General features: G+C 56.1%; 10 protein-coding genes and 1 other RNA gene. 4 read left to right on the forward strand and 7 right to left on the reverse strand.

The window, feature by feature from the left end; translation table 11 throughout:
- Nucleotides 1-296: 296 nt before the first annotated feature.
- The gene (locus tag VSX58_RS00925) at nt 297-1,619 is read right to left on the reverse strand and encodes a 6-phospho-alpha-glucosidase (RefSeq protein ID WP_327616391.1); all 1,323 of its coding nucleotides are present in this window, start codon (nt 1,617-1,619) and stop codon (nt 297-299) included.
- Entirely contained in the window at nt 1,616-3,199 is a 1,584-nt protein-coding gene (locus VSX58_RS00930; RefSeq protein ID WP_327616392.1) for an alpha-glucoside-specific PTS transporter subunit IIBC, read from the reverse strand. The genes VSX58_RS00925 and VSX58_RS00930 overlap by 4 nt, the downstream gene beginning before the upstream one ends.
- 305 nt (nt 3,200-3,504) lie before the next feature.
- Between VSX58_RS00930 and VSX58_RS00935 the strand changes: the two genes are divergently transcribed.
- Nucleotides 3,505-4,215: a GntR family transcriptional regulator gene (locus VSX58_RS00935; RefSeq protein ID WP_327614446.1), complete on the forward strand. Its 711-nt coding sequence runs from the start codon at nt 3,505-3,507 to the stop codon at nt 4,213-4,215.
- Between the two features lie 138 nt (nt 4,216-4,353).
- On the opposite strand, the gene VSX58_RS00940 is transcribed toward VSX58_RS00935, so the two are convergent.
- Entirely contained in the window at nt 4,354-5,400 is a 1,047-nt protein-coding gene (locus tag VSX58_RS00940; protein ID WP_327616393.1) for a 3-deoxy-7-phosphoheptulonate synthase, read from the reverse strand.
- 267 nt (nt 5,401-5,667) lie between these two features.
- Entirely contained in the window at nt 5,668-6,489 is an 822-nt protein-coding gene (gene ppsR, locus VSX58_RS00945; RefSeq protein ID WP_327614448.1) for a posphoenolpyruvate synthetase regulatory kinase/phosphorylase PpsR, read from the reverse strand.
- A 299-nt stretch (nt 6,490-6,788) separates the two neighbouring features.
- Between ppsR and ppsA the strand changes: the two genes are divergently transcribed.
- Nucleotides 6,789-9,167, forward strand: coding sequence for a phosphoenolpyruvate synthase (gene ppsA / locus VSX58_RS00950; protein ID WP_327614449.1), 2,379 nt, complete (start codon nt 6,789-6,791; stop codon nt 9,165-9,167).
- A gap of 87 nt (nt 9,168-9,254) precedes the next feature.
- On the opposite strand, the gene apbE is transcribed toward ppsA, so the two are convergent.
- The 3 genes from apbE to ydiK form a co-directional block, all read right to left on the reverse strand.
- Entirely contained in the window at nt 9,255-10,295 is a 1,041-nt protein-coding gene (apbE, locus tag VSX58_RS00955) for an FAD:protein FMN transferase ApbE (RefSeq protein WP_327616394.1), read from the reverse strand.
- Between the two features lie 161 nt (nt 10,296-10,456).
- An RNA gene (rprA, locus tag VSX58_RS00960) (antisense sRNA RprA) lies at nt 10,457-10,568 on the reverse strand.
- Nucleotides 10,569-10,803: 235 nt separating this feature from the next.
- On the reverse strand, nt 10,804-11,913 hold the full coding sequence (ydiK, locus tag VSX58_RS00965) for an AI-2E family transporter YdiK (RefSeq protein WP_327614451.1): 1,110 nt from the start codon (nt 11,911-11,913) through the stop codon (nt 10,804-10,806).
- A 496-nt stretch (nt 11,914-12,409) separates the two neighbouring features.
- On the opposite strand from ydiK, the gene ydiJ reads away from it, so the two are divergent.
- Both ydiJ and VSX58_RS00975 read left to right on the forward strand, forming a co-directional pair.
- Nucleotides 12,410-15,463: a D-2-hydroxyglutarate dehydrogenase YdiJ gene (gene ydiJ, locus VSX58_RS00970; RefSeq protein WP_327616395.1), complete on the forward strand. Its 3,054-nt coding sequence runs from the start codon at nt 12,410-12,412 to the stop codon at nt 15,461-15,463.
- Complete coding sequence (locus VSX58_RS00975) at nt 15,463-15,879, forward strand: hotdog fold thioesterase (protein ID WP_327616396.1); 417 nt, start codon at nt 15,463-15,465, stop codon at nt 15,877-15,879. Before ydiJ ends, VSX58_RS00975 begins: the two co-directional genes overlap by 1 nt.
- The last annotated feature ends 76 nt before the right edge of the window (nt 15,880-15,955 follow it).

The raw sequence follows: 15,955 nt of genomic DNA on the forward strand, positions 1-15,955 counted from the left end.
GGTTACATTTTTTACCGCTACCGCTATATGCAGGCTCAGCGTTATTGCATGCGCGAAAAGAGAGGTATGTTGATGCCGTCTCGCGGCATGCGTCCGACATAGGGTAATGCCGTTGTTCACTTAAGCCGGTTTTTAGGGAAAAATAGGGGGCTTAAACGTCAGCCCCTATAAACCCGGCCTGCGGCTAATCCTAAGCCTGCCACCTCCTCTGCATCATTTTTTACGTCGGGCAACGCCAGCGCCCATCATAAGTCCCCGTACATTAAGAGAGCGATGACGGGGAGAGCGCCAACGGACTATTTCAGCTCAGGCCAGTAGTCGCGGTTGGCGGCGATCAAATCATCAAGAATGGCTTTCGCCACGCTGGCGCTGGGAACGGTTTTAGATAGGCTGATAGCCTGCCAAAGTTTCTGGTAGGAGTGTTCTGCCCAGGCTTCGACCACCAGCTTTTCCACCGCCACCTGCTGGCTCATCAGACCCTTCTGGAAGGTGGGAATATCGCCGACCTGCAGCGGCTCCGGCCCGTGGCTGCCGACCAGACAGGGAATTTCCACCATGGCGTCGTCGTCAAAGTTATTGATCGCGCCGTTATTCTCCACGATCAGCAGCATTCTTTCCTGGGTATTGAAGGCGATGGCCCGCGCCAGGTCGACGATATAGGAGGCGTGTTCATCGATCTCAAGATCGCCCGCCGCTCCGGCGCGCGCGTTGATAATCGCGTTGCAGGCGCCGAAAACGTGTTTTTCGCGTCCGGCCATCACTTCGTTGGCGCGGGTGTATTCAGGGTTGGAATGCGCGACGACATAGTCCGGGAAGAAGTAGTATTTCAGATAGGTATTGGGCAGCGTTTCAGGATCAAGCGCGCACACGTCTTTCGCCTTGGCGAAGGTGTCATTCCAGCTTGGCTCGCTGTTCTCGTCGCCCTTTTGCGGAATGTAGCCGAACTTCGCCACATGTTCGCGTATGGCGGGCAGCAGTTCTTTGCCGTCTTTATCCTGAATGGAGGTCCACCAGCCAAAGTGATTCAGCCCGTAGTAGCGGACTTTCATCTCTTTACGCGATTTCAGGCCGATGATCTCCGCCATCCGCCCTTCGATGCCGATGGGCATATCGCAGATATTGAGGATCTTGGCGCGCGGACGCAGCTTCCGCGTGGCTTCCGCGACAATCGCCGCCGGATTGGAATAGTTCAGCATCCAGGCCTGCGGTGAATATTTTTCCATAAAATCGACCAGTTCCAGCACGCCGCCGATAGAGCGCATCCCATAGGCGATGCCGCCGGGGCCGCAGGTTTCCTGACCGACCACGCCGTGGCGCAGCGGGATTTTTTCATCCAGCTCGCGCATCGGATATTTCCCGACGCGGATATGCGCCATGACGAAGTCCACGCCGGTGAAGGCCTGTTGCGGATCTGTGGTGTAGCTGAAGGCGATTTCCGGCGCCTGTTCTTGCAGCAGGATCTTACAGGCTTCGGCGATGGTTTCCTGCCTTGCGCCGTCATTGTCATAAAATTTCAGCGTACCGATAGGAAAACGATCGCGGTTTTGCAGCAGCATCAGCACGATTCCCGGGGTGAAAGTGCTGCCGCCGCCGGCGATAACGATTGAGAATTTTTTCATGGGTGAACCTCCGTATAGCGTGAATGTTGCATTAAGTTTTCCAGACGATCGCGTACCTGCGGAACCGATAGGCCGACGATAATCTGAATGGCGTTGTCGTTGCGCACCACGCCGTGGGCGCCGAGCTGACGGAATATTTCGTCAGGCTGCATCAGCGCGGGATCGGCCAGGGTGATGCGTAAGCGCGTGGCGCAATTAGTCAGGTTGACGATATTCGCCGTGCCGCCGAGGGCGTCCAGATACGCCTGGGCCTGTTCGAACTGGCCGGCGGGCTGCGCGGCTTTCTTGTTGCGCAGATCGGTTTTGCTATAGAGCTTGATTTCGCTCTCTTCCCGCCCCGGCGTTTTGACGTCGAAACGTAAAATGACGGCGCGGAAGACAAAGAAGTAGATGCATGAAAACGCGGCGCCGACGCCGATCTGAATCACCATATTCATCGCGTGGTGGTGGAACATCGGCAGCCAGTTTTGCGTGGCGATTTCAATCAGTCCGCCCCCCATGTTGCCGACCACGCCGAGCATGTACATGATCGTCGCCATGGTGGCGGCCAGCAGGGCGTGAATGGCGAACAGGAACGGCGCGATAAACAGGAAGGTGAACTCCAGCGGTTCGGTTATTCCTACCAGCACCGCGGTCATCACGGCGGGGATGAGCAGGCCGGCCACCTTGCGCTTATTTTCCGCGCTGGCGGTGGCGTAAATGGCGGCGGCGATACCAATGGAGCCAAACATTTTCGTGTTGCCGAATAGGGCGAAGCCGCCCTGGGGAAAGAGCTCTTTTAACGGCAAGGTCGATTGGCTGAAGGCCTGAATATTCTCAATCCAGTTAACCTGGATGCCGCCTTCCACCGCCACCGGGCCGAAAATAAAAGGGCCGTAGATAAAATGGTGCAGCCCCGTCGGGATCAGAATGCGTTCTAAAAAGGTATAGATCCATACGCCCAGCGCGCCCGACGCCAGCATTAAATCCTGCAGCGAAGAGATGCCCGTTTGAATTTTCGGCCAAATAAGCAGCGTGAGCCAGGCGACGGGAAGCAGAATGAAAAAACTGACGATAACGACGTATGCCGTTCCCTGAAATATGCCGATATAAACCGGCAGCGTTTTATCGTAAAAGCGATTATGAATCGCCGTGACCAAACCGGAAATAGCAATGGCGCCGATAATACTGGTGTCCAGGGTTTTTATTCCGGCAATCATGGCTAATCCGCTTACGCCACCGACGTCGGCGGTAAAATCGACGTTAAAATAGCCGCCCCAATGGGCCGCCATGGCCTGAATAAGGTAATTAAAGGTGAGGTAAGAGACCAGCGCGGCCAGACAGGCGCGGGCGGGAGCCTGGTGGGCAAGGCCTATCGGCAGGCTGATGGCGAATACCAATGGCATATTGCGAAATATTGTCCAGCCGCCTTCTTCAATAATGCTAATAATCTGAAAAAATAAACTATCCGGATTCGCTAATTCGCCGACGAACATGGGATTAGTCAGCATAATTGCAATACCGACGACAATGCCGGAGAACGGAAATAGCAGCACGGGAGTAAACATCGCTCCACCAAATCGTTGGATTTGACTTAGCATAGTGTTTTCCTTCATTTTAAATTTTGTAGGGAGAAGCTATTTTTTTTGTACGTCTTAATATTTTCTTGTGAATTGAGAATATGGAGATTGAATAAGGCGGGTAGCCATTTAACCGGCGATATGTGAACTGAATCATGATTTAGTTATGGCGTCAAAGGTATGCCTTTCGACCCTTTCGCAGACATCTTGGCGCAACCGGCTGGGGGAACCGGGCGCGGTTCGTTGTAATTTACTGATAATTAAATAAATTTAATCGATATGGGAGCGAGAATGAGACAGGTTTACAGCGTGGAGGAGGTCTGAAAGTGATCTATAAATCTATCGCGGAACAGATTCGTTCGCGTATTAACTCGGCCGAATTTCGCATCGGCGAAGCCCTGCCGTCGGAAAAGCGTCTGGTGGTTGAGTTTTCCGTTTCGCGGGTGACCATCCGCCGGGCCATCGCGCAGCTGATTGAAGAGGGGCTGCTGCAGCGCCGCCACGGCAGCGGAACCTATATTTTGCGCAAAGACGTTCAGCATGAGGGTCATGCGCTGAACAGCTTCGCCGAGCACATGCGTTTAATCGGCCGCACCACCAATAACGAGGTGGTCGAGTTTCGGACCATTCCCGCGCCGCCCGCCATTGCCCGTCAGCTGCGGCTCCGCGTAGACGAACGCATCTACTTTGCGCGCCGCGTACGCTACGTGGACGGCAAAGCCTGCATGCTGGAAGACAGCTATCTGCCTATCGCGCCTTTTCCCGATCTCTCTATTAAGCATTTACAGGGTTCGAAGTTCGCCTACATTGAAGATGAAAAGCACGTCGCAATCGCCGGCTGTTATGAGATCTTCTCCCCGATATTGGCGGATAGCGCCGTTGCCGGATTATTGAAGGTGAATGAAGGCACGCCGCTGCTGCAGATGACGTCGCTGGCGAAAACGGTGGACGGCGAATATATTGATTTTTCCATCATGATTAACGCCCACGACTATCAGGTGAGTTTCTATATGCAACGCAATAAGCTCACGCTATAGACGCATAGCGGGATCGGCGGCATAGGCGAGGCGCTATGCCTGGACGCGGGGCGGCGTTTGCCGCCTCCCGTCCAGGCATCAAATACCGCGATCCGCGGGTATTTGATGCCCCGTCAGGGTTAGCCCGCGCTCAGCCGGTCAGAAACGGCTATCGACCGCGTCGGCCAGACGGGCGAGCAGGCTTTCCGTGTCCTGCCAGCTTAGGCAGGGGTCGGTAATCGACTGGCCATAGGTCAAGTTTTGCGGGCTCTGCGCCGGCTGGTTTCCCTCTAGCAGAAAGCTTTCCGCCATTATCCCGGCAATGGCCGACGAACCCGCGCGAATCTGCCGGCACACATCGTCGGCGACGTCCAGCTGACGGCGGTGCTGCTTTTGACAGTTCCCATGGCTGAAATCGATCACCAGATGTTCGGGTAAACGCTGTTCGCGCAGATGCGCGCAGGCCGCGTCGATATCGTCGGCGTAATAATTCGGCCGTTTTCCGCCGCGCATAATAATGTGGCCGAACGGGTTGCCGCGGGTTTGATAAACCGTCATTTGCCCCTGCTTATCGGGGGAAAGAAACATATGCGGTGCGCGGGCGGCGCGGATGGCGTCGATGGCGATGCGCGTGTTGCCGTCCGTGCCGTTCTTAAAGCCGACGGGGCAGGAGAGCGCCGACGCCATTTCACGATGGACCTGGCTTTCGGTGGTGCGCGCGCCGATGGCGCCCCAGCTGATCAGGTCGGCGATATATTGACCGACGACCATATCCAGAAACTCAGTGGCGGTGGGCAGCCCAATGCCGTTGATATCCAGAAGCAGACGGCGCGCCAGCGCCAGCCCTTCGTTCACCCGGTACGAGCCATCCAGCCCCGGATCGGAAATTAAACCTTTCCAGCCCACGACGGTTCGCGGCTTTTCAAAATAGGTTCGCATAACGATTTCCAAGCGATCCCGATACTGAATGCGCAGCGCCGCCAAACGATCGGCATATTCCATTGCGCCGGTCGCGTCGTGGATGGAACACGGCCCGACGATCGCCAATAGACGACGGTCTTGTCCGGTAAGAATCTGTTCCATACTCTTTCGTGACAATGTCACAACTTCGGCGACAGCGGGGGAAAGCGGTAATTCAGTGAGCAGCGAGTGGGGGGTAACCAGGCTGTCGATGCGCGTACTGCGCAGTTCATCTGTTTGATGCATAACGTGTCTCTGAGTGCTTGCGGCCGAGAAGCGTGCTCCCGCGCTGCCTGAACGCGGCTACGTCGGCAACGCGGATCGCGCCGCGATCCGCGTTCCTGTATGCATCGTCGTCAGGCGCCGTTTCGCCTGCCGTTCAGCGCGCGCCGGAGCGCGTTTCTCAGCTAAATGATTTTCTTCGCCATGGCGGAATGCCGGGAAGTAATGGCGATTACCATAAACTAAACCAGAGACATTTCAATTAAATTCCATAAAAAAATACACTATGTACTAGTACATGCGTCGGCTCATGCCGAGAATATCAATAATCCTGGCGGAGATCTCTTCAACGGAATAGTTGGTGGTGTTGATGTATTTGATCTGGTGCTTGCGGAACAGCGCTTCAACTTCGCTTAGCTCCATACGACACTGACGCAGCGAGGCGTAGCGGCTATTCCCGCGGCGCTCTTCGCGAATCGCGGCCAGCCGTTCGGCGTCGATGGTTAGGCCGAATAGCTTGTGCTGGAACGGTTTTAGCGTATCGGGCAGACGCAGGTTATCCATATCGTCCGCGATAAAAGGGTAGTTGGCGGCGCGAATGCCGAACTGCATCGCCAGATAGAGGCTGGTCGGGGTTTTACCGCAGCGCGAGACGCCCAATAGGATGACCTGGGCCTGATCGAGGTTGCGCAGGGAGATGCCGTCGTCGTGCGCCAGCGTGTAGTCGATGGCGGCGATGCGCGCGTCATATTTGCTCAGGTTGTTGGCGGTCAGCCCGTGAGTCCGGTTAGCGACCGGGGCGGGGGCGACGTTGAGCTCCTGCTGTAAAGGCGCCACCAGCGCCTGGACGATATCCTGACAAAACCCTTCGCTGCTGGTGATAATGTCGCGCACGGTTGACGTCACGATCGAATAAAAGACCAGCGGCCGCAGCCCGCTTTGCCGGTACGACGTATCGATCTGTTCGCGTACGGCCGTGGCGCGCGCTTCATTTTCGACGAAGGGCAGCGTATAGCTTACCGTGCTTACCGGGAATTGCGACAGTACCGCATGGCCGAGCACTTCAGCCGTAATCGCCGTCCCGTCCGAGACATAAAATACGCTTCTTTCCACATCCGCCCCTTATTGTTTTTTCTGGAAAAAACAGATTAACTTCGGCAAAAAATGAATTTAACCGATACTTTTATTAAAACATGGTTTTATTATAAGCATGATAACGATAATGATCTTCGGCAATATTTTATTTTTACCGCATTTACCGATATTGAACGGTGAAATTAGTTTTTTTTCATAGGTTGATCGATTCACCTTTCCATACTTTATAAAACGCTATGCTACGCTAATTGCGTTGAGGCGAATTCTCAACCGAATATTTTCATACCCTATATTTGTATGCAGAAAGGATTTTTTCGATGTCCAATAACGGCTCTGATTTGCGGAATGTCCTCTGGTATAACCAGCTTGGTATGCACGACGTGGAAAGGGTGGGAGGCAAAAACGCCTCTCTGGGCGAGATGATCGCCAACCTGTCGGAACTGGGCGTTGCCGTACCTAATGGATTTGCGACAACGGCACAGGCGTTTAATGATTTTCTTAATCAAAGCGGCATTAACCAGCGCATCTATGATTTATTGGATCGCACCGACATTGATGATGTAAACCAGCTGGCGCGAGCCGGGACGCAAATCCGTCAGTGGATTATTGATACGCCATTCCAGCCGGCGCTCGATCGGGCGATTCGGGATGCGTACCAACAATTGGCCGAAGGAGAGAAAGACGCGTCCTTTGCCGTGCGCTCTTCCGCCACCGCGGAAGATATGCCGGACGCGTCGTTCGCCGGACAGCAGGAGACGTTCCTGAACGTGCAGGGCATTGACGCGGTCATGGTGGCGGTGAAGCATGTGTTCGCTTCCCTGTTCAACGATCGCGCCATTTCCTATCGCGTCCATCAGGGGTATGACCATCGCGGCGTCGCTCTGTCGGCGGGGATACAGCGCATGGTGCGCTCGGATCTGGCCGCGGCCGGCGTGATGTTTACCATTGATACCGAATCCGGTTTTGATCAGGTAGTGTTCATTACCTCGGCGTATGGGCTGGGCGAGATGGTGGTGCAGGGCGCGGTGAACCCCGACGAGTTTTATGTGCATAAGCCCACCTTGCGCAACAATAAGCCGGCGATTGTGCGTCGCAATATGGGATCGAAAAAAATCCGCATGGTGTACGCGGACAGTCAGGAGCACGGCAAGCAGGTGCGAATCGAGGATGTGCCGGAGCCGCTGCGCGCGCGTTTCAGTCTGACCGACGATGAAGCGCAGGCGCTGGCTCGCCAGGCGCTGTTGATTGAGAAGCACTATGGCCGGCCGATGGATATTGAGTGGGCGAAAGACGGCCACAGCGGCAAGCTGTACATCGTTCAGGCGCGCCCGGAAACCGTTCGCTCCAACGGTCAGGTCATGGAACGTTATCATCTGCCGTCCGGCGGCAAGGTGCTGGTGGAAGGCCGGGCTATCGGGCACCGTATCGGCGCGGGCGAGGTGAAGGTGATTCAGGATATCGGCGAAATGCACCTGATTAATGCGGGCGACGTGCTGGTGACCGATATGACCGACCCCGACTGGGAGCCGATCATGAAGAAAGCCGCCGCCATCGTAACCAACCGCGGCGGCCGCACCTGCCATGCGGCGATTATCGCCCGCGAGCTGGGGATCCCCGCGGTGGTTGGCTGCGGCGACGCCACCGAACGGCTGCGCAACGGGCAGAAAGTGACGGTCTCTTGCGCGGAGGGCGACACCGGCTACGTTTACCATGACCTGCTGGATTTCACCGTAAAAAGCTCGCAGATTGACGACATGCCGGACTTGCCGCTGAAAATCATGATGAACGTCGGCAACCCCGATCGCGCCTTCGATTTCGCCTGCTTGCCGAACGACGGCGTGGGGCTGGCCCGCCTGGAGTTTATTATCAACCGCATGATCGGCGTTCATCCGCGCGCGCTGCTGGAGTTCGAACAGCAAACGCCGGAGCTGCAGCGTGAAATCAAGGCATTGATGCAAGGGTATGACGATCCGGTCGAGTTCTATGTCTCCCGGCTGACGGAAGGAATCGCTACGCTGGGCGCGGCGTTCTATCCGAAGCGGGTCATTGTGCGCCTATCCGACTTTAAATCCAACGAATACGCCAACCTGGTGGGCGGCGAGCGTTACGAGCCGGATGAAGAAAACCCGATGCTGGGCTTCCGCGGCGCGGGGCGTTACGTTTCTCCGGACTTCAAAGCGTGTTTTGCGCTGGAGTGCGAGGCGATTAAACGCGTGCGCAACGACATGGGATTGAAGAATGTCGAGATTATGATCCCGTTCGTGCGTACCGTTGCGCAGGCGCAGGCGGTCATTGAGGAGCTGGCTCGCCAGGGATTGCGGCGCGGCGAAGACGGCCTGAAAATCATCATGATGTGCGAGATTCCCTCCAACGCCCTGCTGGCGGAAGCGTTTTTAGCGCACTTCGACGGCTTCTCCATCGGTTCGAACGATATGACGCAGCTGGCGTTGGGGCTGGATCGGGATTCCGGCGTGGTGTCCGAGCTGTTCGACGAGCGCAATGACGCCGTTAAAGCGCTGCTGTCCATGGCGATCAAGGCGGCCAAAAAACAGGGGAAATACGTCGGCATTTGCGGCCAGGGGCCGTCGGACCATGAGGATTTCGCGCTCTGGCTGATGGAGCAGGGGATCGATAGCCTGTCGCTCAATCCGGATACCGTGGTGCAAACCTGGCTGAATCTGGCCGAACATCAGTAATCGCCGCATGAACCGTTCATAGCTAACCTTACCGTCCTCCCCCTGTCCGGGGGAGGACGGACATCTCGCACTGCTGGTTTTCCCCTTTTACTGCGCGATCAGGAACGACTGGAACTGCGGCGTCATCTCCGCCTGAAAGCCCTTTTCGGTTTTGCTGATCAGGTAAACGGCCAGTCCTTGCCGTTGCGCCAGAGCCAGGGCTTTTTCCCGCCCCAGGACCATGAGTCCGGTGTCCCAGCCGTCGGCCTCCAGCGCGGTCGGCGCGATAACGGTCACCGAAACCAACTGATGGGTGATGGGCCTTCCGGTCGCGGGGTCGATCACATGGGAATAGCGCTGGCCGTCCCGCTCAAAGTAATTGCGGTAGCTGCCGGAGGTGCTAATGCCGTATCCCTGTAAATTGACCGCCGCCTGCATGGCGTTTTCCCGATCGGTCGGCTTTTGAATCGCCACGCGCCACGGCATGCCTTCCGCGTTCACTCCTCGGCTGGATATGGCCCCGCCGACGGAAACCAGATAGTTGGTGATGCCTTTTTTCGCCATCAGCTGCGCAAGCAGATCGGCGCCGTAGCCCTCGCCAAGGGTCGACAGATCGACATAGAGGTCGGGCAGGTCTTTCTGTATCCACTCGCCCCGCTCGTCGCTAACTAACTTCAGATGGCTGAGCCCGATTTTTTGCCGGGTCGCATCAATTTGCTGCTGGCTGGGGATTTGCGTCGGCTGTTTCTGCGGACCGAATCCCCATAGGTTGACGAGCGGCCCCACGGTGATATCCATCGCGCCGCCGGTCGCCCGGCCGATACGCTGCGCCGCCAGTATGATATCCGCGGTGCCGTTGCTAATGGGCTGCGGCTCATTGCCGCGGTATTGATTAAATTTCGACAGCGTCGAATCCTGGCGATAGGTCGAAATCTCGTTATTTGCCTGTTCCAGCAGGGTATCGATCTCCCGCTGAAGCAGCTCTTTGCCCTCCTTCTGTTCTCCGCTGATCTTTACGCTGTAAAATGTGCCCATCGTTTTTCCCTCGATGGTCATAAGCGGACGAGAGGCGGTATGGGACGCGTCGTCGCACCCCGCAAGCTGGCTGAACAAGAAAGCGAATATTAATCCCCTGGCGAAAGTAGCCATGAAAAACTCCTGAGAATAAAGCCCGTTTAATCAATAGATTTCCAGGGGCAGGGTATAAATGTTCCTGCGGTCTGAAAGAAGAAAAGATATAAAGCAAAGCGTGAGAAATACAAACAGGAGATTAACAAAAACAGGACTGACCGCAATTTATGGCGAAAAAACTAAAAAAAAGCCCATCTCAGGGGATGGGCAAAGACTACACACAGCAATTCGTTACTAACTCTGACGAGGAGGAAACCTTGTTGACTAACAGAAGGTTAAAACCAGCTCCGTAACCATGCTAAATATACCGTCCCGAATAGTCATTAAGAATCATCCTAATAGTTAATTGTTTTTAAAGGATTTATTGAGAAAAACGCGCGAGATTTCAGCGGAACTGAACAAATAAACTTAAATAAGCGCTTTTTTCAGGAATAACCCCTTAAAAATGGAACAAAATATTAGGGTTATTTATTATTTCGTCGCCGCGGGATTTTTCTCCCGCGGCAGCCATGCCGCTTGATATCGATCACTCTTTGCCCGCGTGCGGATTCAAAGGTTCTTCCGCGATGGCCTGCGGTTCGGGAACTTCCCCCATCCAGGCGAAAAGCAGGCGATAGGATACCGCAAGCACCACCGGCCCGATAAAGAGGCCAATCATGCCGAAGGCCAGCAATCCGCCGATAACGCCGCACAGGATTAACAGCAGCGGCAGATCGGCGCCCAGGCGGATCAGAACCGGACGGATGAAGTTATCAATCGTTCCGACGACGCAGCTTAGCACCAACAGCACCGTGCCCCAGGTGGTATCCCCGCTCCAGTACAGCCAGATAATGGCGGGGACCAATACGGGCAGCGGTCCCAGCTGCACCAGACAGCATAAAAACATCAGCACGGTCAGTAAGGTGGTGTACGGAATGCCGGAAATAAACAGGCCGATGCCGCCCAGCAGAGATTGGACGATGGCGGTCACCACCACGCCCAGCGCTACGGCCCGAATGGATTGCGCGGCCAGAATAACGGCGGTATCGCCCTGTTCATGGGCGAGGCGGATAGCGAAGTGACGCACCGCTTTGGCGACGGATTCGCCTTTATAATAGAGCAGCGCGCTGAATACCAACATCAGAGCGCAGTGCATCAGGAAGCGGCCGACGTGCGCCGCCTGGGCCACCAGCCAGGTCGCGGTTTTCCCCACATAGGGTTGGGCCTTGGCGAACAGACCGCTGCCGCCGCTTTGCAGCAGGGTTTGCCAGCTATTGAATAATTTATCTCCGACCAGCGGAATTGAGGTGAGCCACTCCAGTTTGGGCGGGCCGAAACTCTCCTGGCTGGTTGCCCAGTTGACCAACGCCGAACTGTTGTCGATGGCGCTGCTGACCAGTACGGCGATCGGCATCACGAATAGCAGGATCAGCAGTAACGTCATGGCGAACACGGCCAGAGAGCGGCGCCCCCACAGCAGATGCTGAAGCTTGATTAACAAAGGCCAGGTGGCGATCACCACCATGCTGGCCCAGGCGAACCCCAGAATAAACGGCTGAACTACCCAAAAACAGGCGATGATCATAATGGTAATAAACAGCAGGCTGAATAGTATTCTGGCCAGGTCAAAATGCCGTCGTTGGATTTTTTCTATCAATGAAAAGTACCTCTATCAGTAGACACCATGTCGGAAAGCCGCGCCGTTTTGGCAAGGGCGATGATTTATCATGAGATATTTCTGTGGTTTTTGACAGTCTGTTAAACATTTTGTTGGCGTAAACCGCGTAACGCTAATACTCAATGTGTTTTTTGCCGATTCGGCGGCGCGACAGAGTAAAATATGATAAAACGTGCTAAGTCTGATGGTTGGATAAATGAAACATTGATGAATTATTCACCGTATATCCCCTAAATAATTCGAGTTGCAGGAAAGCCAACGCACCTGCAGCTTGAAGTATGACGGGTGTATCCTAAGGATAGGGGATCGATTGCTTCACCCGCAGACAGCTATATCCGCAATATGCGAGTCGCAGGATGAAAACGCCGCAAGCGTTTTTCGACAAAGCTAACGCGCATGCAACTTGCAGTATGGCGGGTATGACATCCTATTCATCTTGGCAAACACATCTTGTATAAACAGGGTCAAAAAAATAATGATCCCACAGATCTCTCAGTCACCCGGCCTCGTTCAGCCGGTGCTTAATTTTTTGGAAGCATTGAAACAACATGGTTTTACTGGCGATACGGCGACAAACTACGCCGACCGCCTAACGATGGCGACCGATAACAGTATCTATCAACTCTTGCCGGACGCCGTTGTTTTCCCCCGCTCCACCGCGGATGTGGCGATTTTGACGCGCCTGGCCGCGGAAGAGTGCTTTCATAGCCTGACGTTCACGCCCCGCGGCGGCGGCACCGGTACTAACGGCCAGGCTCTGAACCGGGGCATTGTGGTCGATATGTCCCGCTATATGAACCGCATTCTGGAAATCAATCTGGAGCAAGGCTGGGTCAGGGTCGAGGCCGGGGTGATCAAAGATCAACTGAACCAGTACCTTAAGCCTTTCGGCTACTTTTTTGCGCCCGAACTATCCACCAGCAACCGCGCCACGCTGGGGGGAATGGTCAACACCGACGCCTCCGGGCAGGGGTCGCTGGTGTATGGAAAAACCTCCGATCACGTGCTGGGCCTGCGCGCGCTGCTGATCGGCGGCGAGATGCTCGATACTCAGGCGATGCCCGTGGCGTTGGCGGAGCAGGCGGCGCAGGAGGACTCCAGGGTCGGGCGCATTTACCAGACGGTGTTGAATCGCTGTCGCGAGCAGCGACAGCTGATTCTGGCGCATTTCCCCAAGCTTAACCGTTTTTTGACCGGGTATGACTTGCGCCATGTATTCAGCGACGACCTGCAAACCTTCGATCTGACGCGCATTTTGACCGGCGCGGAAGGGACGCTGGCGTTTATTACCGAAGCCAAGCTGGATATCACGCCGCTGCCGAAAGTGCGGCGTTTGGTCAACGTTAAGTATGACTCGTTCAACTCCGCTTTGCGCAACGCGCCGTTTATGGTGGAAGCGCAGGCGCTGTCGGTGGAAACCGTCGACTCCAGGGTATTGAACCTGGCGCGTGAGGATATCGTCTGGCACTCCGTCAGCGAACTTATCACCGACGTGCCCGATCGGGACATGCTGGGGCTGAATATCGTTGAGTTCGCCGGCAACGATGAGGCGCTGATCGACGAACAGGTGAACACCTTGCGCCAACGGCTGGATGTGCTGATGGCCGAGGGACAAACGGGCGTTATCGGTTATCAGACCTGCAACGATCTGGAAGGGATTGAGCGCATTTACGCGATGCGCAAAAAGGCGGTCGGCCTGCTGGGCAACAGCAAAGGCCAGGCCAAGCCGATTCCGTTCGCCGAGGATACCTGCGTACCGCCGCAGCACCTGGCGGATTACATCGCCGAATTTCGCGCGTTGCTCGATAGCCACAATCTTACGTACGGCATGTTCGGCCATGTGGATGCGGGCGTCCTGCACGTGCGTCCGGCGCTGGATATGTGCGATCCCCAGCAGGAAATATTGATGAAGCGGCTCTCCGACAGCATCGTCGCGTTAACGGCAAAATACGGCGGCCTGCTTTGGGGGGAACACGGCAAAGGGTTCCGCGCCGAATACAGCCCCGAATTTTTCGGCCCCGAGCTGTATGCCGAACTGCGGCGCATCAAGGCCGCGTTCGATCCGGATAATCGTCTGAATCCGGGTAAGATCTGCGCGCCGCTGGGCGTGGACGCCCCGATGATGAAGGTGGATGCCGTGAAGCGCGGCACCTACGATCGCACCATTCCCCTGACGGTTCGCAGCTCTTTTCGCGGCGCGTTGGATTGCAACGGCAACGGTTTATGCTTCAATTTCGACGCGCGCAGCCCGATGTGTCCGTCGATGAAAATTACCGGCGACCGCATTCACTCGCCGAAAGGCCGGGCGGCGCTGGTGCGCGAATGGCTGCGTTTGCTGGCGGAGCAGGGCGTCGACCCGCTGGAGCTGGAGAAAAAATTACCGGAACAGAAGCTCAGCCTGCGGGCGTTCATCCAGAAAGTCAGCAACACCTGGCACGCCAGCCGGGGCGAATATGATTTTTCCCACGAGGTCAAAGCGTCCATGTCGGGCTGTCTGGCCTGTAAAGCCTGTTCGACGCAATGTCCGATCAAGATCGACGTGCCCAGTTTCCGTTCGCGTTTCTTGCAGCTGTATCACACCCGCTATCTCCGTCCGGTGAAGGATTATCTGGTGGCGGGAGTGGAAAGCTATGCGCCGCTGATGGCGCGTAGCCCCAAGACGTTTAACTTCTTTTTGCGAATGCCGTGGGTGAACGAACTCAGCCGCCGGCAGATCGGCATGGTCGATCTGCCGCTGCTCTCTTCTCCGTCGCTGCGTCAGCAGTTCGCCGGGCACAGCGCCGCTAAAACCACGCTGGAGCAGTTGGAGAAACTGTCTGAACAGCAGCGCCGCCAGTATGTTTTGATCGTCCAGGATCCCTTTACCAGCTATTACGATGCCCAGGTGGTGGCCGATTTTGTGCATCTGATCGAAAAATTGCAGCTAAAACCGGTGCTGTTGCCCTTTTCTCCCAACGGCAAGGCGCAGCATATCAAGGGGTTCCTGAACCGTTTCGCGAAGACGGCGGCGAAAACCGCGGATTTCCTTAATCGCGTAGCGACGCTGGGCATACCGATGGTGGGGGTCGATCCGGCGCTGGTCTTGTGTTACCGCGATGAGTATCGTGAAATACTCGGGGATAGACGGGGCGACTTTAAGGTACAGTTGGTGCATGAATGGCTGACGACGCTGCTGGCGCAGGAAGCGCCGCAGGCCGCTACCGGCGAATCCTGGTATCTGCTGGGGCATTGTACGGAAAGCACCGCACTGCCGGCCAGCAGCCGGCAGTGGGCCGAGATTTTTTCCCGTTTCGGCGCCAGGCTGGAAAACGTCAGCGTCGGCTGCTGCGGCATGGCGGGCACCTACGGTCATGAAAGCAATAACCTGGCTAATTCACAGGGGATCTATGCGCTCTCTTGGCAACAGGCGTTGCAGAAGCTGCCGCAAACCCGCTGTCTGACAACCGGCTACTCCTGCCGCAGCCAGGTGAAAAGGATGGAAGGCAGCGGGCTGCGCCATCCGCTACAGGCTTTGCTGGAGATTATCTGATGCAGTGGAAACGGCGGCTTATGCTTGAACAACTCAATCAGCAGGCCCAGGGGTGCATGATCGCGCATCTGGGCATTCGCTTTACCAAACTGACGGACGACAGCCTGGAAGCGGTAATGCCGGTGGATGCCCGCACGCGTCAGCCTTTCGGCTTTCTGCACGGCGGCGCTTCCGTGGTTCTCGCCGAGTCGCTGGGGTCGGTGGCGGGGTATTTGTGCACCGAAGGGGAGCAGCAGGTGGTCGGCATAGAGGTCAACGCCAATCACCTGCGCGCCGTTGTTGAGGGGGAGGTCCGCGGCGTGTGCCGCGCGCTGCATATCGGGCGGCGCCACCAGGTTTGGCAGATCGATATTTACGCCGCCGACGGCCGGCAGTGCTGCTCATCCAGACTGACCACCTCGGTCATTAGCGCCTGATCCACCGCGGAGAAACCGGCCGGTTTCTCCGCTATCGCCTGCTATACTTTATGACGCGGGTTCAGATACGCGCCGG

The organism is Brenneria populi (genome assembly GCF_036016195.1).
Lineage (GTDB): Bacteria > Pseudomonadota > Gammaproteobacteria > Enterobacterales > Enterobacteriaceae > Brenneria > Brenneria populi.

Coding starts and splice junctions, on each gene's coding strand:
- ydiJ (WP_327616395.1), top strand. CDS start 12,410: ATGATCCCACAGATCTCTCAGTCACCCGGCCTCGTTCAGCCGGTGCTT.
- VSX58_RS00940 (WP_327616393.1), bottom strand. CDS start 5,400: ATGCATCAAACAGATGAACTGCGCAGTACGCGCATCGACAGCCTGGTT.
- VSX58_RS00925 (WP_327616391.1), bottom strand. CDS start 1,619: ATGAAAAAATTCTCAATCGTTATCGCCGGCGGCGGCAGCACTTTCACC.
- apbE (WP_327616394.1), bottom strand. CDS start 10,295: ATGGCTACTTTCGCCAGGGGATTAATATTCGCTTTCTTGTTCAGCCAG.
- VSX58_RS00930 (WP_327616392.1), bottom strand. CDS start 3,199: ATGCTAAGTCAAATCCAACGATTTGGTGGAGCGATGTTTACTCCCGTG.
- VSX58_RS00975 (WP_327616396.1), top strand. CDS start 15,463: ATGCAGTGGAAACGGCGGCTTATGCTTGAACAACTCAATCAGCAGGCC.
- ppsA (WP_327614449.1), top strand. CDS start 6,789: ATGTCCAATAACGGCTCTGATTTGCGGAATGTCCTCTGGTATAACCAG.